The organism is Chelativorans sp. YIM 93263 (assembly GCF_028767125.1).
Classification (GTDB): domain Bacteria; phylum Pseudomonadota; class Alphaproteobacteria; order Rhizobiales; family Rhizobiaceae; genus Chelativorans.
Genome location: NZ_JAKCWP010000005.1, coordinates 146,162 through 164,623, shown reverse-complemented (window position 1 = coordinate 164,623; position 18,462 = coordinate 146,162). Strand labels below are relative to the sequence as shown.

The 18,462-nt window shown below is 60.4% G+C and carries 14 protein-coding genes; 8 read left to right on the top strand and 6 right to left on the bottom strand.

Annotated elements, in window-relative coordinates:
- Positions 1–40: 40 nt before the first annotated feature.
- From LY631_RS12200 to betC, 4 genes are all read right to left on the bottom strand, one after another.
- Positions 41–1,042 carry a DUF21 domain-containing protein gene (locus LY631_RS12200; protein WP_274425676.1) on the bottom strand — a complete coding sequence of 334 codons (1,002 nt, stop codon included), beginning with the start codon at positions 1,040–1,042 and terminating at the stop codon, positions 41–43.
- A 318-nt stretch (positions 1,043–1,360) separates the two neighbouring features.
- A complete protein-coding gene (locus tag LY631_RS12195; RefSeq protein WP_274425675.1) occupies positions 1,361–2,137 on the bottom strand; it encodes an MBL fold metallo-hydrolase in 777 nt (258 codons plus the stop codon).
- 193 nt (positions 2,138–2,330) lie between these two features.
- Entirely contained in the window at positions 2,331–4,016 is a 1,686-nt protein-coding gene (locus tag LY631_RS12190; protein WP_274425674.1) for a BCCT family transporter, read from the bottom strand.
- Between the two features lie 162 nt (positions 4,017–4,178).
- Complete coding sequence (betC, locus tag LY631_RS12185) at positions 4,179–5,708, bottom strand: choline-sulfatase (RefSeq protein ID WP_274425673.1); 1,530 nt, start codon at positions 5,706–5,708, stop codon at positions 4,179–4,181.
- 313 nt (positions 5,709–6,021) lie between these two features.
- Between betC and LY631_RS12180 the strand changes: the two genes are divergently transcribed.
- Both LY631_RS12180 and LY631_RS12175 read left to right on the top strand, forming a co-directional pair.
- On the top strand, positions 6,022–6,921 hold the full coding sequence (locus LY631_RS12180) for a LysR substrate-binding domain-containing protein (RefSeq protein ID WP_274425672.1): 900 nt from the start codon (positions 6,022–6,024) through the stop codon (positions 6,919–6,921).
- Between the two features lie 121 nt (positions 6,922–7,042).
- Positions 7,043–8,611 (top strand): gamma-glutamyltransferase family protein, encoded by a 1,569-nt coding sequence (locus tag LY631_RS12175; protein ID WP_274425671.1) that lies wholly within the window; start codon positions 7,043–7,045, stop codon positions 8,609–8,611.
- Positions 8,612–8,641: 30 nt separating this feature from the next.
- Here LY631_RS12175 and LY631_RS12170 read toward each other — a convergent pair whose 3' ends face one another.
- Positions 8,642–8,932, bottom strand: coding sequence for a hypothetical protein (locus LY631_RS12170; protein ID WP_274425670.1), 291 nt, complete (start codon positions 8,930–8,932; stop codon positions 8,642–8,644).
- Positions 8,933–9,034: 102 nt separating this feature from the next.
- Complete coding sequence (locus LY631_RS12165) at positions 9,035–9,427, bottom strand: hypothetical protein (protein WP_274425668.1); 393 nt, start codon at positions 9,425–9,427, stop codon at positions 9,035–9,037.
- A 229-nt stretch (positions 9,428–9,656) separates the two neighbouring features.
- Between LY631_RS12165 and LY631_RS12160 the strand changes: the two genes are divergently transcribed.
- From LY631_RS12160 to LY631_RS12135, 6 genes are all read left to right on the top strand, one after another.
- Complete coding sequence (locus LY631_RS12160; protein WP_274425666.1) at positions 9,657–11,132, top strand: FAD-dependent oxidoreductase; 1,476 nt, start codon at positions 9,657–9,659, stop codon at positions 11,130–11,132.
- 72 nt (positions 11,133–11,204) lie between these two features.
- Positions 11,205–14,126 carry an aconitate hydratase AcnA gene (gene acnA / locus LY631_RS12155; protein ID WP_274425665.1) on the top strand — a complete coding sequence of 974 codons (2,922 nt, stop codon included), beginning with the start codon at positions 11,205–11,207 and terminating at the stop codon, positions 14,124–14,126.
- 336 nt (positions 14,127–14,462) lie between these two features.
- Positions 14,463–15,080, top strand: coding sequence for a L,D-transpeptidase (locus LY631_RS12150; protein WP_274425664.1), 618 nt, complete (start codon positions 14,463–14,465; stop codon positions 15,078–15,080).
- Between the two features lie 518 nt (positions 15,081–15,598).
- The gene (locus LY631_RS12145; protein ID WP_274425662.1) at positions 15,599–16,255 is read left to right on the top strand and encodes an EF-hand domain-containing protein; all 657 of its coding nucleotides are present in this window, start codon (positions 15,599–15,601) and stop codon (positions 16,253–16,255) included.
- A 659-nt stretch (positions 16,256–16,914) separates the two neighbouring features.
- Positions 16,915–17,871 carry a Bug family tripartite tricarboxylate transporter substrate binding protein gene (locus LY631_RS12140; protein WP_274425661.1) on the top strand — a complete coding sequence of 319 codons (957 nt, stop codon included), beginning with the start codon at positions 16,915–16,917 and terminating at the stop codon, positions 17,869–17,871.
- Positions 17,872–17,924: 53 nt separating this feature from the next.
- Positions 17,925–18,407 carry a tripartite tricarboxylate transporter TctB family protein gene (locus LY631_RS12135; RefSeq protein WP_274425660.1) on the top strand — a complete coding sequence of 161 codons (483 nt, stop codon included), beginning with the start codon at positions 17,925–17,927 and terminating at the stop codon, positions 18,405–18,407.
- Positions 18,408–18,462: the final 55 nt, after the last annotated feature.

Here is an 18,462-nt window from a genome sequence, read left to right as displayed (position 1 = left end):
AACCATGGAAATGCGCGGTGTTTGCGCTCTGTTGTCGCGTTTAGCCGATGCCCCGGAACAGGCATTGCTGCATGTCCGATCCGGTGATGATACGGCGCTGCTGTGCCGACCAGACCAGCAATGGATTGCCGCTGTCCGCGCGCCCGCCGGAGACCTCTTGGCGAATTCGAGACAACGCCCAGCCAACAGTCTGGGCTGCATCACGGACGACCACGGGCCGCCGGCAATAGTGTTCGGGTGCCTTGGGATAGAGGGAAAAGGCTGCGTCAAGGAGGAAGGAGCGCGCATCCAGAACGAGGAGGGGCTCCTCCTCCGAATCCGTCAGGATGATCCATCGCTTGCCCGATGAGCGCAGACGCTGAAGGAATTCGTCGTCCGGCCTGTGTTCGAAACGCGGGAAGACGGGGCGACCGTCGCTGATCTGGAGCGCGATCACGCTCTGCGGGTCCACGGCGCTGCCTTCCTCTCCAAGTGTGAGATCGTCGAGTGCCAGGAAATTGATGGCGCCGGTTGCTTCGACATCACCGACTTCGCTTTGTGCCATCTCGCCGTGATGTCGGAGGATGTCCTCCAGCTCCCGTTCCCTGAACCAGGGGATCGCTTCCGGGCCGACCCACAGATCGAGCAGGTGTCCGATGGGCTTGGCAATGGGCCAGAGGAGAAAGCGATAGATGTTCAGCAGCGGGGAGACGAAGGCGATCGCTTTCAGCGCATGGCGCGACAGATACGCCTGGGGGATGATCTCGCCGATCGCGGTAATGACGATGGTGGAAAACAGGAAAGCGAGCACACCGGCCATGACCGACTCGGCAAGCAAGGTGAGCAGCACGTTGATCGCAACATTGCCGACAAGGATCGTGACAAGCGTGAAATTTGCATCCCGGCGCAGGTTGAGCGCGCGCGCTGCATTCGCATCGCCGACGGCGGCGGCCGACTCCAGCCTTAGCCGGCTGAGGCTGAAGACCGCGAGGTTCGATCCGGAAAAGAGCGCCGATTGCGACATGCAGAACACAATGCCGATCCAGATGAAAACCTCCTGCATACCGCGCCGACCTTCCAGATTTGCGTAACGGAACAGGCCGATGCGGCCTGTCCGCCCGTGGGTTGATCAGAGGTTCTCGCCCGGCGCCAATGAGAGCAGGCCCGGCGAACACCTCGTTCGGCAAACGGCGAGTTTCGCGGCAGGTTCCCGGACGGCCCCGTGGAGGCTAGGCTTACATTTGCGAACTGGCATCAAGATGGCTCGCCCTCCACGCCCCTTCTGTCCTGCCGGGCATCTCCCCCATAAGGGGGCGCGAAGGGGCGTGAGGTAAAGCGTAACCTGACGCCAGTTTCGATTATGAGTGAAGCGCCGGGCCCTTCACTCGTCGTACCAGGGGCCGAAGATGACTTCAGTGCTGGCGCCGGCATCGGAGAGATTGGAGGCGAACTCTTCCGGATCGCTGTCCCGGTAATGATACGGGTAGACGTATTGGGGCGCGAACTCCGCCACGGCCGAGCTCGCTTGTTCGACGTCCATCGTGTAGGGCAGGTTCATCGGCACGAACGCAATAAAGATATCGGAAAGCGCGCGCATCTCCGGGATGTCCTCGGTATCTCCGGCGATGTAGACGCGCCGACCGTCGATCGTGAGAACATAGCCGTTGTCCCGGCCCTCGGGGTGATACTGCAGGCGGTCCTCTGTGGTGTTGTAGGCGGGGATCGCTTCGATCTCCAGGTCATCCACGGTGGTGGTCTCGCCATTCGAGATGGACGTGGCGATCTCCTTCAGATCCTCAGGCAGCATATCGTAGACTGCCGGATTGGTAACCATGCGCGTCTGATCGCCCACGAGGGCACTCAAGGTTTCCGGCTCGTAGTGATCGCCGTGCTCGTGAGTAATCAGGATGAGATCCGGTGTCGGATAGCCTTCATAGGCCTCGGCACCACCGACGGGATCGACGTAAAGCACCATGTTCGGGATCGTCATCACGAACGATGCATGCGAAATCGGGTGGATAGTGATCTCGCCGTTATCGGTCGGGTAGGTATCTCCATTCTCCTGAGCACGTGCGGCGAATGGCATTATCTTCGTTGCTCCAAGTCCCGCGAGGCTGGCAAGCCCCAGCTTCAAGGTCCTGCGTCGTGAAATCTTCATCGAGATATCCCTTCAATAGCGGACAACTTTAGTGGGCCGAGAAGGCTGGCCGGACAAAGAGGATGGCCGAAAACGGCGTCCGAAGGCAACCCTCGCCTTTCGTCGACCTCCCGGCACGCGATGCTGAAAACAAAAGCCCGGGCCGACGAACGGCCCGGGCTCTACTTGGAGCTATCCGGCGGAGCGGAAGCCGTTACTCGGCCGGCTTCGGCGTCGCGATGGGGGCTCCATCGCCTGTGCTCACTTCGTCCGCGGGTGTGGGCGGGGCCGGCGGCCCGGACAGGGCACTCTCGCCGACATAGGCGTTCGGCAGGTTGAATTCGGCTTCCTGCTCGGTGCGGTACCACTGTTTGTAGCGGTAGAGCACCAGCCGGTCGCGTCCGAGCGCCCGCAACAGTCCCCACATCATGATCAGGATGACAAAGGCGAAGGGGAAGCCGGCGACCACGGCCGCAGCCTGCAGCGCGGAGAGTCCCCCGGCGGCCAAAAGGACAGCTGCGATGAGGCCCTCTGTCGTTGCCCAGAAAAGGCGCTGTATCCTGGGCGGATCGCTATGCCCGCCGGCGGTAAGCATGTCGATGACGAAACTGCCGCTGTCGGAAGAGGTGACAAACCAGACGATGATCATGATGACGACAACGGCGGTCACCAGCCTCGTGAACGGGAAGAAGTCGAGAAACCGGAAGATCGCGTTACCATAGCTCTGTTGTGTCGCCTCGATCAGGCCCGGATTGCCCGCGAGTTCCATATTCACGGCGACGCCGCCGAAAGCGGTGAACCAAAAGAACAGGATAAAGACGGGGATGAACAGGACCCCGAGCGTGAATTCACGCACGGTCCGGCCGCGCGAAATACGGGCGATGAATATGCCCACGAAAGGCGACCAGGATATCCACCAGGCCCAGTAGAAGATCGTCCAGTTCACCTGCCAGTTCGTGTCGGAATAGGCTTCGGTCCAGAGGCTGAAAAAGACGAGGTTGGAAAGATAGTTGCCGGTGTTCTCAACGAAGCTGTCGAGGATGTAGAGCGTTGGGCCGGCAAGCAGGATGAACAGGAGAAGCACGAAGCTCAGCAGAATGTTGAAGTTACTGACGCGCCTGATGCCCTTATCAAGGCCGAGCATGACCGAGATGGTCGCGAAACCCGTGATTATGGCGATCAGGATTATCTGGACGAAAGTATTGTTGGGCACTCCGAACAGGCTTTCCAGGCCGGCGTTCACCTGCATCACGCCGAGACCAAGCGTGGTTACAATGCCGAAGATCGTGCCGAAGACCGCGAGAATGTCGGCTGCATGCCCGAGCGGACCGTAAATGCGTTCGCCGATTAGCGGGTAGAGGGCCGAGCGGATCGAAAGCGGCAGCCCCTTTCGATAGTGGAAATAGGCGAGCGACAGGCCGACGATGCAATAGAGCGCCCAGCCATGAATGCCCCAGTGCAGGAATGACAGCACCATTGCCTGCTCCGCCGCTTGCACGCTCTCAGCCTCGGCGATCGGGGGTGCGAAAAAGTGGAACAACGGCTCGGCAACCGCCCAGTAGAGCAAGCCAATGCCAATACCGGCGCTGAACAGCATCGCCGTCCAGGAAAACAGGCCGTATTGCGGCGCTTCCGTTTGCGCGCCGAGCCGGACCCTGCCGTAGGGACCCAAGGCCAGATAAAGGCTCATCAGCACAGCCAGGTTGGTTACGATGATGAGAAACCAGCCGAAATAGTCGGCGATTGCCGTTTGCGCTCCGGTAAAGAGTGCCGCCGCCGACTCGGTGAAAACAGCCCCGAAGATGATGAAGCCCACGATAAGCACGGCCGATATGATGAATACCGGCTTGCTGACGTGGGGGAAGGGCCCCAACGCACCCGTTTTTACCTGCTGGCTCATAATGATCCTCCATTGCAGGGTGAACCGCTTTACACGGCCATCGCCTGTGCCGAACCGCTTCGGCCCGGAACTTTCCCGAGCCAGACGGCAAGAACATGCGGCCCGCACCCCGAAGCGAACCGCTAAGCGCGTTTATGCTCCCTCTTCGAGAGCTGTTCGGACCTATTCACCGCGAGGAAAGCGCTGGCTATCCTCAAGAATGTTCAGGTCCATATGATTGCGCATATAGCGCTCCGAAGCTTTCTGCAGCGGCTGGAAATCCCAAGGGTAGTAGGAACCGTTTCGCAGCGCTTCGTATACCACATGACGGCGCGCCTGACTTTCCCTCACCTCGGCATCGAAACGGGACATATCCCAGCGTGCCCAGCGTTGTTCGGTGAAGTGGCGCAACGTGTCGTCGTGTGCGGGATCGGCCGCGAGATTGTTGAGTTCATTGGGATCGGCTTCGAGATCGAAGAGCTGATCGGGATCAAGTGCGCAATGCACGTATTTCCATTTGCCCTCGCGAATCGCGACCAGCGGAGCATGCGAAGCTTCCGCCGCATATTCTATCAGTACCGGGCTTTCACGTTGTAAGCCTGAGAAGCAGGGTACAAGGTTCTCGCCATCGGTCCATGGCAGCACCTCGTCCATGGAGATGCCGACCAGATCCGCGAGCGTCGGCGTTACGTCAAGCGTCGAAACCGGTGTGCTGTTGAGGCCCGGTTCGACACCGGGGCCGGCCATCATCAAGGGCACACGGGCAGAGCCTTCGTAGAAACTCATCTTGAACCACAGTCCGCGTTCGCCAAGCATGTCTCCGTGATCGGAGCAGAGCACGATAATCGTGTCCTCGTCCATACGGGTGCGTTTTAGCGTATCCAGGAGTGCGCCGATCTTTTCGTCCAGGTAGGAAATGTTGGCGAAATAGGCGCGGCGGGAGCGGCGGACGTCCTCCTCGGTAATGTCGAACCGTTCGTAGTCGTTTGCCATATAGATCCGCTGCGAATGCGGGTCCTGCGCGGAGAACGGAATTTCATTCACATCAGGCAGGAGGTATGGGCAATCCTCGTAGAGGTCCCAGAACTTGCGTCGCGCCACATAGGGGTCGTGAGGATGGCTGAAGGAGACGGTGAGCGCCCAGGGGCGGCGGCCCGTGTCATGTTGTTGGCGGGCAAGTTGAAAAAGCTTTTGTTCGGCGAAGAAGGCGACCTCATCGTCATACTCCATCTGGTTGGAGATTTCGGCAACGCCCGCGCCGGTGACAGAGCCCAGATTGTGGTACCACCAGTCGATGCGTTCGCCCGGCTTGCGATAGTCCGGGGTCCAACCGAAGTCGGCCGGATAGATGTCGGTGGTCAGCCTGTCTTCAAAACCGTGAAGCTGGTCCGGCCCCACGAAATGCATCTTGCCGGACAGGCAGGTATAATAGCCGGCGCGCCGCAGGTGATGCGCGTAGGTGGGAATGTCGGATGGAAATTCCGCCGCGTTGTCATAGACGCGTGTGCGGCTGGGCAGCTGACCGGCCATGAACGAGGCGCGGCCCGGCGCGCAGAGCGGCGAGGCCGTATAACAGTTCGGGAATCGCGCGGAGCGGGCAGCCAGCGCCTTTAGATTGGGTGTGTGCAGCCACTCCGCCGGCCCGTCGGGAAACAGGGTCCCGTTAAGCTGGTCGGCCATTATGATCAATATGTTGGGCCGCTTCCTTGTCATCTCAGATACGCTCTCCTCGTGAGCCGTGTTTTGTTCGCAGGGAAAGCGGTCAACGGCCGCCGGCACGCGCGCGGCAAAGGCCTCTACCGATTAGCTTCGGCCGGATTCGGTGCCCCAAAGTCCCCACCATGCGATACCGCCGGCATCGCGCCTAAACGTGCTTTCCTGAAGCCGCTCAGGGTTCATTCTCGTTTGCCATACATGCCGCTTGACCGAGTTGGCATCGGCGACACATCATGGCCGCGCCAACAATCGAAGATTTGCCGGGGCTTGTGAAGAAGCATTCTCCTGATGCCTGCCATAAAGGTGGTTTATGTCTACAAATCCACTCGACGTCGGCTGTTTGCGTCTCTTCGAGCAAACGGCGCGCCATCAGAACCTTACGCGTGCGGCCGAAGCACTCGGCGTGACCCAGCCGGCGCTATCGTATCGAATCCGGCAAATCGAGGAACTTTTGGGGGTGACTTTGTTCCATCGCCGTCACCGCGGGTTGGCGCTGACGCGCGAGGGAGAGGTCTTGCAGCGGGCTGTGAGCCAGGGGCTGGAAAGTCTCGACGATGCGGTGAATTCGATTCGCCAGCGGGCCGCGACGCCGACGGTCCGGCTGATCACCGACTTTGCCTTCGCCACCTTCCGCCTGATGCCGCTGGTCGCGCGCTTTCGGCGCGAGCATCCGGCTATCGATGTGCAGATCGTCGCGACGCAATCGCTGCTGCCAAGGATCGAGAACGAGCACGATCTGCCGATTCTGTTCGGGGCGCGCAGCGATATGCCGGGTGAGGCGCAGCTGCTTATCCCCGAGCGCGTTACAACTGTATGCTCGTCGGCTTTCCGCGGGCGCCGCGGCCCGTTCGCCTCACCCGAGCAACTTCTCGATGTTCCCCTCATCCACCTCGAAGGCGATGAGGGCGGCCGGTGGTTTACATGGGAAAGCTGGTTTGCCGCGGCAGGCATCGCCGAACATGCATCGGCAGCCTCACTGAGCTTCAACACCTATACACTCGCCATACAGGCGGCCCAATCCGGCCAGGGTGTGGCGCTCGGCTGGCATGGCCTGATCGACGATCAACTGGCCAGCGGCACAATTGTCCAGGCATGCGATCTGGCGCTCGACAGTGATCGCGGCTACTGGCTGCTGCAGAAACCTGCGTCACCGCCTGAAGTGGAGCTTGTGGCAGAAACGCTGGTGCGGGGGCTGAAACGGACGCGTTGAGCGTCCGCATGGATTGCCAGATGCCGGTGGGTTGCGTGATAACTCTCGTCTGAAAGACGGGCCTTCATTTCCTTCGATCGGGCCGTTGGCTACCCGTCTGTTTGCAGAACAAGGATTTGGTATGAGCAATTTCTCGCGCACACAGGTCATTCGAAAACACGTCGCCAAGACGAACAACGGTGTCGTGGCAGCGCAGCATCGGGTTGCAGCGGAGGTGGGCGCGGCGGTTCTCGAGGCCGGCGGCGATGCCGTCGACGCCGCCGTGGCGACTTCATTCGCCATCGGCGTTGTGGAGCCGTGGATGAGCGGCCCCGCCGGCGGCGGTGCGATGACCTTGTGGCGCGAAGGGGAGCAGGCGGCACGGACGATTCAGTTCGGGATGCGCTCGCCTGCCGGGCTCGATCCTGCCGACTACCCGCTTTCGGGCGAGGGGAAAGCCTCCGATCTGTTCCCCTGGCCATCGGTGGTGGAGGACCGCAATGTACAGGGCGCAACCGCGATCGCCGTGCCGGGAACCGTGGCGGGCATGGAACTCGCTCACGAGACGTACGGGATCTTGCCCTGGCGCGACCTGCTCACACCGGCTGTGGACCTGGCCCGGGAAGGCATGCTGGTGGACTGGTACGCCTCGCTGCTGATCGCCTCTGCGGCTCGGGAGCTATCGAAGGACCGGGATGCGGCCGCGCTCTTTTTGGAAGACGGACAATGGCCGAAGATCGCCGGCTGGACGGCGCTGTCGACTACGCGGCTGGATCAGTCCCGCATCGCGGACACTCTTTCAAGGCTTGCCGAAGCGGGGCCGCGGGATTTCTATGAGGGAGAGATTGCGCAGACACTTGCCAACGACGTCCAGGCTAAGGGCGGATCTCTTTCCCACGAAGATCTTGCGGCCTATCGGGCGCAGCTCACGCCGACCATTGATGCACCATACCGGGGCGGGACTGTGCATGCGGCTGAAGGGCTGAATGCCGGGCCAAATCTGGCCGAATGTCTGTCCGTGATGGAAAAAGCGTTTGTGCCGGGAGGTGCCCCGAACGCGGAGAGCTTTGCCGAAATGGCGCGCGCACTCGGCCGAACCTACGAGCGGCGGCTGAGGGAAATGGGTGATATGGAGGCGCCGCATGCGCCGTCCTGCACCACGCATTTCAGCGTGGTCGACAAGCACGGAAACATGTGCGCGGTAACGCAGACGCTACTTTCCATTTTCGGCTCGCGGGTGGTCTCCCCTTCCACAGGCCTTCTGATGAACAACGGCATCATGTGGTTCGATCCCGAACCGGGCAGACCCAATTCACTCGCCCCGGACAAGGCGTGCCTGATGAATGTCTGCCCGGCCATCGGGGAAAAGGGCGGCCGCCGCTTCGCTATCGGTGCGTCCGGCGGGCGCAAAATCCTGCCTGCCGTGCTGAACCTTACCTCCTTCATGATGGATTTCGAAATGAGCCTGGAGGACGCGTTCCATCACCCGCGCGTCGACAATAGCGGTGGCGGCACGATCGTTGCCGATGAAGACCTGTCCGAAGACATTATCGCGGCTCTCAAAGCGGTTCACCCCGTGGTGACGGCGGAGCGGAGCGTGTTTCCATATGCCTTTGCCTGCCCGGCGGGCGTCATGCGGGAGGACGGCGTGAACATGGGTTGCACGGAGATCATGTCGCCATGGGGCGACACGGTGCACCAGAAGGGCTGAGAGCGGCGCTCGGCGGCCAAGGCTTCTGGATCAAGTGACTGAATGCAGATCGCCCTCCCGCCGCTCTTCCTCGAAAGACTCCAGGTAGTTGTTCTGCGGATCCGTCTCCGCGAGGAAACTCAATCTCGCGACGATGAAAATCGCGTAGACACTCGGGAGTCCGATGAGGACCGCCAATGCGACTGTCGTGAACTGACCGAGCCCGAGGACGCCGGAGAGCGCCCAGACCGCCGCTGTGGCCGCCGCGGCGATTTCTATTGAGACGAACGTTGCCACGGAGATAGCTCCGGCGACGCTCCAGAAACTGATGATGCGTTTCATGTTCATTGATCCGATGCCCGGACGCGGCCTTTGCCGCCGCTGAATCACAGCTGCGTTGAGCTTCGCTCAGGTCGACCGCGTCGATTTCAGGAAATTATTCGTTCAAGCGGAAATGGTCGGACGGGGAGGGGATCGGGCGCGAAGAATAGCAGCGCAATGGGGGGCGGTTGCATGCGGCTGGTGTGAGACGAGGACCGCATAGTGAGCACAAAGATCAAGCTGAATGGCCGAGGGTAGCGCGTCGGCGAAATCGTCGTTCTTCTCGCTGTTGGACTGCAGGCCGCGCGTGATTGTCGGAATCTGGACCGGGCCCGACGGCAGAACCGCCACTTCCGAAACCTGCTCGGTCCTGATTGCGTCGCTGTGAACGGAGGACGCAAGAACAGGCGGCGAGAATCGCAATTCTGCCCCTAGAGAGGCAACCGCCAAAAGCAGGATGAACACAAAACGCAGAAAGCCCAGCACGAGACTGCTCCGCAGAAAGTCGAAAAACATTAGCGGAATGTCCAGCAGTTTACCAGCTGAATTTCAGGCGCGAGCTTTCGGCCGGCTCACGGAACAGTAGCGCTGTACCTGTGTTCGGAGGAGAGCAGTTATGCCGTCACGAAGAGGAATGAGATGGCCTTTTCCCTCGAGAGCCCCGCATTCGATATGCTGGAGCGGCCGCGGCCGCGCGTCATCGCCGAAGTCGGGCTTGTCGGCGCTTATGAGAATGAATAGCCCGATGCCTGAACTGCCTGGAAAAGCGGATTGCTGCTGGGTTGCCAATACGCAAATCACGGACTACCCGCCACTTGATGAATCCATTCATGCAGAAACGGTGGTCGTGGGTGGTGGCATCGTGGGCCTGACGGCGGCGCTTCGCCTTTGCGAGGAAGGTCGCTCGGTCATCGTGCTGGAAGGATTGCGCGTGGGGCGGCAGGTGACGGGCCGTTCCACCGCCAAAATCACGACGCAGCATCGGCTGATCTATCGCGACCTGATCGACTCGATCGGGTTTGATCGGGCGCGCACCTATGCCGAGGCGAACAGCGCCGGGGCAGAGCGGATCAAGAGCTGGGTCGCGGAATATGATATCGCTTGCGAGTTGGAGGCGAAAGCCGCCTACACCTATACGCAGGATCCCGCCATCCGCTCCAAGATCGAGGCAGAGGCGGATGCCGCGCGGCAACTGGGTCTGGTGGCGGAGGTCCTGGATCGTGCACCGCTTCCTTTCGATACTGCCGGTGCTCTGCGATTTCCCGATCAGGCACAATTCAACCCTGCGCAGTATCTGGTTGGGCTGGCCCGGGCCGTTGAAAGCCGGGGCGGGCGAATCTTCGAAAACAGCCGCGCGCGGTTTATCGGCGAGGCAAGCCGCTGGCGGGTTGTGACCGATCACGGCACGGTTCATGCCGAAAACATCCTCGTGGCCACGAATATGACCGTGAAGAGCCCGGTAGGCATGGCGCATCGTACGCAGCCGCGCAGCCATCCCGCCATGGCGTTTCGTGTCGAAGACACGGCTGCGATCGACGGCATGTTTATCAGCGTGGAAGATCCTTCGCGCTCGCTGCGGACGGGGCGTGATGCGGACGGGCCGCTGCTGGTCGTGCTCGGACAGCGCTACAACACTGGGCAGGAGCGAGATTTGGCGGCCCGGTTTGTCGAAGTGGAGGACTGGGCAAGGGCGAACCTGCCGGTTGGAGAAGCGGTCTGGCGCTGGTGCAACGAGGACTACGATACTGCCGACCGCGTGCCCTATGCCGGCGAGCCGGATCCTGAAAAGGCGCCGGGCTTTTACATCGCCACCGGCTTCAACGCGTGGGGAATCAGCAACGGCACGGCGGTAGGGATGATGATCGCAGACCAGATCGCCGGCCAGGCAAACGATTGGACCGCCCTCTACGATCCGGCTCGGCCATTTCCGGAAGACTTTCATCAGAGCGGCGACAGTCAGTCGATTGTGGCAGGCCCGGAGGAAATCGCGCCGGGCCACGGCGGCGTTCTAATCAGCGGAGAAGAGAAGATTGCCGCCTGGCGTGACGAAGCTGGCAATCTTCACACGATGTCGGCGAACTGCACGCACAAAGGCTGTGCGCTGACCTGGAACAACGCGGACCGGACCTGGGATTGTCCCTGCCACGGCTCGATTTTCGCGGCCGACGGGTCGGTGATCCACGGTCCGGCACGCAAGCCGCTGCCGCCCGTCGAGTTCTAGCTTCCCCAGGCGCGGCCGACGGAACTTCGGCCCTTTGGAGGTGTTTCGACGTAAATAGAGGAGGACACTCCGGTGGATAGCTTCAAGACCGCTTCCGAGCTTCGCGTCAACGGAAAGTCCTATCGGTACTTCAGCTTCGCGCCCTTGCGCGAACAGGGCTTTGAGATCGATCGCCTCCCGTATTCACTGCGTATTCTGCTCGAAAACCTGCTGAGGCATGAGGATGGCTCGACGGTAAGTGCGGATGATATAAAGGCGATTGCCGGATGGGACCCGAAGGACCATCCGCGGCGCGAGATCGCATTCATGCCCGCCCGCGTGCTCTTGCAGGATTTCACCGGCGTGCCTGCGCTCGTGGATCTGGCCGCCATGCGCGACGCGATGGCAGAGCTCGGCGGTGATCCCAAGAAGATCAATCCGCAGCAGCCCGTCGAACTCGTCATCGACCACTCGATCCAGGTGGACGCCTTCGGCAACGCCCAGGCGTTCGATCGCAACGAGGAACTGGACTACAAGCGCAACGAGGAACGCTACGCCTTCATCAAATGGGGGCGCGAGGCTTTTGCAAATTTCACCGCTACGCCGCCCAATGCCGGTATCTGCCACCAGGTCAATCTGGAGTTCCTGGCGCGCGTGGTCTTCGGCCTGGGCGAGGAGGCCCACCGCGACGACGAGGGGTTGCCGTTCGCCTATCCCGACACTGTGGTGGGGACTGACTCGCATACACCGATGGTCAATGGTCTGGGCGTGCTCGGCTGGGGTGTGGGCGGCATCGAAGCGGAGGCCGCGATGCTCGGTCAGCCGATCTCAATGCTCATTCCGCGGGTTCTCGGCGTTCGGCTGACAGGGGCGCTGCGCGAAGGCGCAACGGCGACCGATCTCGTTCTGACCGTGGCGGAAATGCTGCGCCGCAAGGGCGTGGTCGGGCAGTTCGTCGAGTTCTACGGGCCCGGTGTTTCCAGCTTGGGGCTGGCGGACCGGGCGACGATCGGCAACATGTCGCCCGAATACGGCTCGACCTGCACGATTTTTCCAGTCGACCGTGTTACCCTCGATTACCTGCGCTTTACCGGACGCTCGGAAGAGCAGATTGCGCTGGTCGAGACTTACATGAAGGCACAAGGGCTGTTCCATACAGAGGATGCGCCGGCGCCTAACTATTCCGACACGCTGGAGCTCGATCTGGAAACGGTCGAGCCGAGCATCGCCGGGCCGCGTCGGCCGCAGGACCGCATTCCGTTGTCAGGGGCGGGCGATGCCTTTCGCGAGGCGCTGCCCTCGCTGCAACCCGATGGGCAGGCCAGAACGCAAAAGAAGGCCACAAGCACACCGACCGAGAATGGTCACGCCGAAGGGGTGTGGGGCGAAGAAGATTATGAGAACGTGCCGGAAATGGCGGAAGTGCATATCGGCGAGGAGAAGCACGCACTGCGCCATGGATCGGTCGCCATAGCCGCAATAACGAGCTGCACCAACACCTCCAACCCGTCGGTGATGGTTGCGGCCGGTCTGCTGGCGCGTAAGGCCTCGGAAAAGGGTCTGAAAAGCAAGCCCTGGGTGAAGACCTCGCTTGCGCCCGGTTCTCGGGTCGTGACCGACTACTACGATAAGGCCGGATTGACCCCGCACCTTGAGGCGCTTGGGTTCCACCTTGCCGGTTATGGCTGCACGACCTGCATCGGCAATTCGGGACCGCTGCCGGCGGAGGTCTCGGAGGCTGTTCGGGATAACGGGCTGGTGGTCGCGTCCGTTCTCTCGGGCAATCGCAATTTCGAAGGGCGCATCAATTCGGAAGTCCGCGCCAACTATCTGATGTCACCGCCGCTGGTGGTGGCCTTCGCCCTTGCTGGCCGCATCGACATCGATCTCCATACCGAGCCCTTGGGTGAGGATCCGGAGGGGCGGCCGGTCTTCCTGCGCGACATCTGGCCGTCGAGCAAGGAGGTCGAGCGGGTTATCGGCGAAGCGGTCGGATCCGAGATGTACCAGCGCAACTATAGCACCATCTATGAAGGCGATGAACGGTGGGACCGGCTGAAGGTCGAGGCGAGTGAGCTTTACCCGTGGAATCCGGATTCCACCTATATCCGCCGACCGACCTTCTTCGACGGTATGTCCAAAGAGGCGCCCGATCGGGTGCCTGAAATCCGCGGCGCGCGCGTGCTTGCCATGCTGGGCGACAGCGTGACAACCGATCATATCTCACCGGCCGGTAGCATCCAGAAGGACTCGCCGGCCGGACGACACCTGATCGAGCGCGGTGTCGAGCCCAAAGATTTCAACTCCTATGGCGCTCGGCGCGGCAACCACGAGGTGATGGTACGCGGCACCTTCGCCAACTTGCGTATTCGCAATCGTCTGGTGCCGGATATGGAAGGCCCCTTCACACGCCATTTGCCGAGTGGCGAGACCATGCCGATCTACGATGCCGCCATGCGCTACCAGGAGAAAGGAACGCCGCTGGTGGTTCTGGCCGGGAAGGAATACGGTTCCGGATCAAGCCGCGATTGGGCGGCCAAGGGTGTTGCCCTGCAAGGGGTGCGCGCAGTGGTCGCAGAAAGCTTCGAGCGCATTCACCGCTCCAACCTGATCGGGATGGGGATTCTGCCGCTCCAGTTCCGGGACGGAGATTCGATCGATTCCCTTGGGCTCGATGGTGAAGAGGTTTTCGATATCGAGGGGTTGGCTGAGGCGGTGGAAAGCGGCTTTGCCGGAGGAACGGGGCTGATGGTGACGGCCAATGCGCGCGATGGCAAAAGCGTTGCGTTCGAAGCGCAGGTGCGTATCGATACGCCGCAGGAGTTCCGCTACTTCTCGCACGGCGGAATTCTTCACTACGTCCTGCGGCGCCTGTTGCTGGGTGCTGAGCGCGCCGAGGAAAAGCAGGGACTTGCCGCGAGCCCACAGCCAGCCCGCGAGCGCAAACCCGCCGAAGGAATTGTCGAGGAAGGCTCGATCGAATCCTTCCCGGCCAGCGACCCGCCAGCTTATTAGGCGGGCAAGCTGGCGCGAACGGTTTCCAGCCAGCGCATCGGCGTTTCCCGCGAGTCCCTGGGAATTTTTCGATTACCTGCTCTATGGCGGTTTGCGATCCTGCGGTATAAGATATCCGAACGCATGGAGACTTCCCTCGAGCGCGCTCTGGGTTACCTGAGCTATCTGAATATTCGTGTGCCTATCGGGCGCATAACCGTGTCCGGCGTCCTGCCTTGAGGTTTCGCCAAGTGTGTGAAAGCGGTAGTAAACGTGGGATCTCGGTTGCAGACAAAACCGTTTATTAACCAATCTCTATATTAGTCGTGTGAGATCGCAGAAAACTGGTGGGGCGCTATGTCTATCTCTCGTCGTGGATTTCTTGTCGGGTTGCCGCTGTTCGTTTCCGGTTGTGTTTCTACAGAGTTCGTTGCCGATCGCGCGAACTATGCAGCTCTTCCGGACGAACGCTTTCCTGTGGGTCCTATATCTCTCGAAAGAATTGATCCCGAACTGCGGCGTCAAGAAGTAGCCTACGGGGGTAGCGAGCCCGCAGGGACAATAGTTGTAAACACACCAGAGAGGCGGCTTTACTACGTCTTGGGCAATGGCCGGGCGATCAGATACGGGATCGGGGTTGGCCGGGAGGGGCTGGCCCTCCGCGGCAATGCGGTGGTGGGGCGCAAAGCCGAGTGGCCAAGCTGGACCCCGACTGCAAACATGATGAGGCGAGAGCCTCGTTATCGGCAATATGCGTCTGGTGTTCCAGGCGGCCCGCAGAACCCGCTAGGCGCGCGCGCGCTTTATTTGTATCGGAACGGGCGGGATACGATGTTCCGCATACACGGCACCAATCAGCCTGACACGATCGGCGGAGCGGTTTCGAGCGGCTGCATTCGGATGACCAATCACGACGTGATCGATCTTTATGAGCGGACCTCGGTTGGGGCTAAAGTCGTGGTCATCCAGGCGTGATCACGCCGAAGATTTGATAGCCATATCAAAATAGAAAAAGCCCGCTGTCGGGAGGAGGTGACAGCGGGCTTGATTCGAATTACGGTGCGGGAGGAGGTGCACCGTATTCCGCTGTCGGCATCGCATCTGGGAGGAGGAGATGGCCGACTTGTTGATAGGTAAGGGATGCTTACCTATCAGGCAATCCCGAACACTGCATACCAGCTGTGCAGATTTGCGGTGAGTACCTGATGAAACGAGCCGGTGACCTTTTGGATCTCCGAGATCAGGGCCTCTTGTGAATATGTCCCTATTACAGCTGTGAACCGGCATTAAGATAGTCAGTACCCTTCGCGCTTCTCTGTCCTGCCAAACAGAGGCGAGGGGCACGGCCGTAGATGCAACTGTAAAGCTAGGCCGTGTCGACCACCGCCGAGCGTCTTCGATGCATTCCTTGCCTAGAGGAACTTATCGCCGGTGAGGATGTTCGGTCGATTTCTGTTGTTCGACAAACCAAGCCTCGCCCGGAAGGAAACATCATGAACAAGCTCGTTGCATTTTCACTGTCCAGTGCCCTTTTACTTTCCGCAGGTCCTGCACTTGCCCAGGATGGGGCGACGCAGCCGGATCACCCCACCCCCGGCGCTCCGGCCCGCGACATGGATCGCGAGTCCAGCGGCATGGATCGCAACTCCATGAGAGAGATGATGCGCGACATGATCGAAGAAATGACGCGTGGCGACGGCACTGAGCAGGGCGATACCGTTGAAGGACAGCCAGAACCGCCGGACCTCACTGACGGCGACGCCGAACGCAGTGGCCCATCCGAAATGCGTACGGAATCGCGCAGGCAATGGGGCCAGCGCGACCGGCGCTCGCGCATGCATCGCGATCGAAGAATGGGGGAGCACGGTATGATGCGCCGCCACCACGGAGGAGCGCAGGCATTCCACGGCGCGCGGATGAAAATTATGTTTACCATTGTGGATGCCAATGGTGATGGTGCTCTATCCATCGATGAAGTCAATGATTTCCACGGGCGTATTTTCAACGCGATCGATGAGGACGGTAATGGTAGCGTGACAATGAGCGAGATACGTGGGTTCTTCCGTGGGGGAGCTTACGGGGTAGATGGCGACGACACGTCCGACCGAGATGAGAACGGGATCGATACCGATTTCGGCGACTCCGATTAGGGTGGCGCAACTCCCAAGCCAGTGCCTATGACAACTTGTTTTCAGCCTGATGGTCTAGACGGTCAGGCTGAAAGCGATTCTTCTGCGTGACGTTCACATCGACCAGCGAAGCGCATGAGCCGGTTTCCAGCTTAATCTCCACCGGAAATGGCCGTCATGTTTCTTTGCCTGTCTGTAGTTGCCTTGAAATCCTCCTGCTCGGGTTTGCGGCAATGCTCTCGCTACAATCTTTGGTGATGTAGCCATTGGCCTGTACACCTATCGTGCGGTTTTCAGTGTCGGTGGCTGCTGCTATGACCTGCCACTTCAGCACGAAAAGGAGAGCTCGCGCCCTTCGTCCAGCATCCTGAACGCTCTATTTACGATTTTTATTAGCAAGCGGGTGCTTGCCTCTGCGGAAATCGGCTGGAAAGATCGCGCATCTTTAAACAATAAGAAAATCATATGCTAATGTAGGGCCTAAGGTGAGCACAATGATGTCGACGCGGCCATTGTAATTGGAAATGCAGATCAGGAGGGGGTCAATAGCCCGACGCTCTGGGCCTGCGATGAAGGAAAGCGGAGCGTTGTTCCTGGCGAGATCATCACGACATAGGAACAACGGACCCTCGCCGCAGCGGCCAGGTGACGTTATCAGAATTCACAGAAGGAGGTAGAGTATGAAGCTTGTTCATTCGATGTCCGCGGCCATGGTGGCGTTCGGACTGGCGACCGTCCCCGCATCGGCTCAGGACTATCCGGCAGACGACGTGTCGTTGATCGTTCCCTTCGCTCCGGGTGGTGCTGTGGACACGACGACGCGCATCATTGCCGAGTCTGCCAACGAGCTTGGCCTCCTTGGCGAGTATGAGTTCGTGGTCGAGAATATCTCGAACACGGTCGTGGGACAGGCAACCGTCGCGCGGGCTGAACCGGACGGCCAGACGGTGCTTGCCATGACAAGCTCCATCGTCACGAATCCGAAACTGCAGGATACACCTTATCAGCTTTCAGATTTCCGTCCGGTCGCGGTGTATACGCTCGATCCGGAAGTTATTGCGGTCCCGACCGATTCCGAGTTCGAAACGATCGATGACTTTGTCGCCGCCGCGACCGATGGCGAAGTGAGCGTGGTAACGTCGGGCGAGGGGACGTCGCACCACATGTCCGGCCTTGCGTTAGAAAATCGTGCCGATCTCAATCTCAACATCATCAATGTCTCCGCATTCGGTGAACAGGTGCAGCAGGTCGCCGGCAAGCATGTTCAGGCGGCACTGTGGCCCTGGGGGGAGGCAAAGAAGCAGGCCGAGGCCGGTACCGTACGCATTCTAGCCGTCGCCTCGCGCGAACGGCTCGAGGAATTGCCGGACATCCCCACCTGGGAAGAGGCAGGTCTGAACGTAGCTGAGTTTGCGACATTCCGCGGCTGGGGCGTTCCGGCCGAAACGCCCGAAGAGATCGTGAACGATCTGGCCGGCGTCCTGGAGCAGCTGAGCGAAAACGAGGATTATGTAAACCGCATGCAGGAGATCGGGTCTCCGGTCCATTACGGTGGTCCCGAGGAGTTTGCCCAGATCATCGAGAACTTCGATGAGCTCACCACCGAGATCATTGATCGCGCCGGCATGGGCAACTAAGAAGCGCAATTCTGTCCGGCGGTCTCAGACCGCCGGACGTGAAGGACCGTCCAATGGGCTTTCTACGTCAAGCCGATACCTACTTCGGTCTGGTATGCCTCTCCGCCGGCGCTTATCTCGCCTATCTGGGGAGCGGCTATTCGGGGCGTGCCGGGTATTTTCCATTCTGGCTCTCGGTGGCTATTGCCGTTTGCGGAGCGGTCCTTGTGTTTCAGGCGCTCCTGCGTCCCGCGCCAAAATGGCCTGACTGGGTCGAGATCGCTCCCATTCTGCTCGGCGCCTTTCCTTTTGCGGCAGTTTTGAGCGTTTGGGTCGTCGTTCTGACGATGGGTGGCGGGTATGTGCTGCCCGCCCTGGTTTGCGCAGTGGCGCTTCTCTACATCGCCGGAGAGCGTGGGATCGTCCGCATCGCGATGATTTCGGCCCTGATCGTGGTGACATGCTATCTGATGTTCGCGGTGGTCTTTAACGTCAATCTCCCGGAGATCGCCTATATCTCCGATCTGATCCGGCCAGTCCGTCGGCTGATTCACTAGGTCACGTGACCATCTAACGGCTGTCTGCGCTGCAGCGCCAATCCGTCAGGAGGTG

Bases quoted from the DNA above. Each gene is read 5' to 3' on its own strand.
- LY631_RS12170 (WP_274425670.1), bottom strand. From the start codon at position 8,932: ATGAAACGCATCATCAGTTTCTGGAGCGTCGCCGGAGCTATCTCCGTG.
- LY631_RS12145 (WP_274425662.1), top strand. From the start codon at position 15,599: ATGAACAAGCTCGTTGCATTTTCACTGTCCAGTGCCCTTTTACTTTCC.
- betC (WP_274425673.1), bottom strand. From the start codon at position 5,708: ATGACAAGGAAGCGGCCCAACATATTGATCATAATGGCCGACCAGCTT.
- LY631_RS12180 (WP_274425672.1), top strand. From the start codon at position 6,022: ATGTCTACAAATCCACTCGACGTCGGCTGTTTGCGTCTCTTCGAGCAA.
- LY631_RS12165 (WP_274425668.1), bottom strand. From the start codon at position 9,427: ATGTTTTTCGACTTTCTGCGGAGCAGTCTCGTGCTGGGCTTTCTGCGT.
- LY631_RS12150 (WP_274425664.1), top strand. From the start codon at position 14,463: ATGTCTATCTCTCGTCGTGGATTTCTTGTCGGGTTGCCGCTGTTCGTT.
- LY631_RS12135 (WP_274425660.1), top strand. From the start codon at position 17,925: ATGGGCTTTCTACGTCAAGCCGATACCTACTTCGGTCTGGTATGCCTC.
- LY631_RS12190 (WP_274425674.1), bottom strand. From the start codon at position 4,016: ATGAGCCAGCAGGTAAAAACGGGTGCGTTGGGGCCCTTCCCCCACGTC.
- LY631_RS12195 (WP_274425675.1), bottom strand. From the start codon at position 2,137: ATGAAGATTTCACGACGCAGGACCTTGAAGCTGGGGCTTGCCAGCCTC.
- LY631_RS12200 (WP_274425676.1), bottom strand. From the start codon at position 1,042: ATGCAGGAGGTTTTCATCTGGATCGGCATTGTGTTCTGCATGTCGCAA.
- LY631_RS12140 (WP_274425661.1), top strand. From the start codon at position 16,915: ATGAAGCTTGTTCATTCGATGTCCGCGGCCATGGTGGCGTTCGGACTG.
- LY631_RS12160 (WP_274425666.1), top strand. From the start codon at position 9,657: ATGCCTGAACTGCCTGGAAAAGCGGATTGCTGCTGGGTTGCCAATACG.
- LY631_RS12175 (WP_274425671.1), top strand. From the start codon at position 7,043: ATGAGCAATTTCTCGCGCACACAGGTCATTCGAAAACACGTCGCCAAG.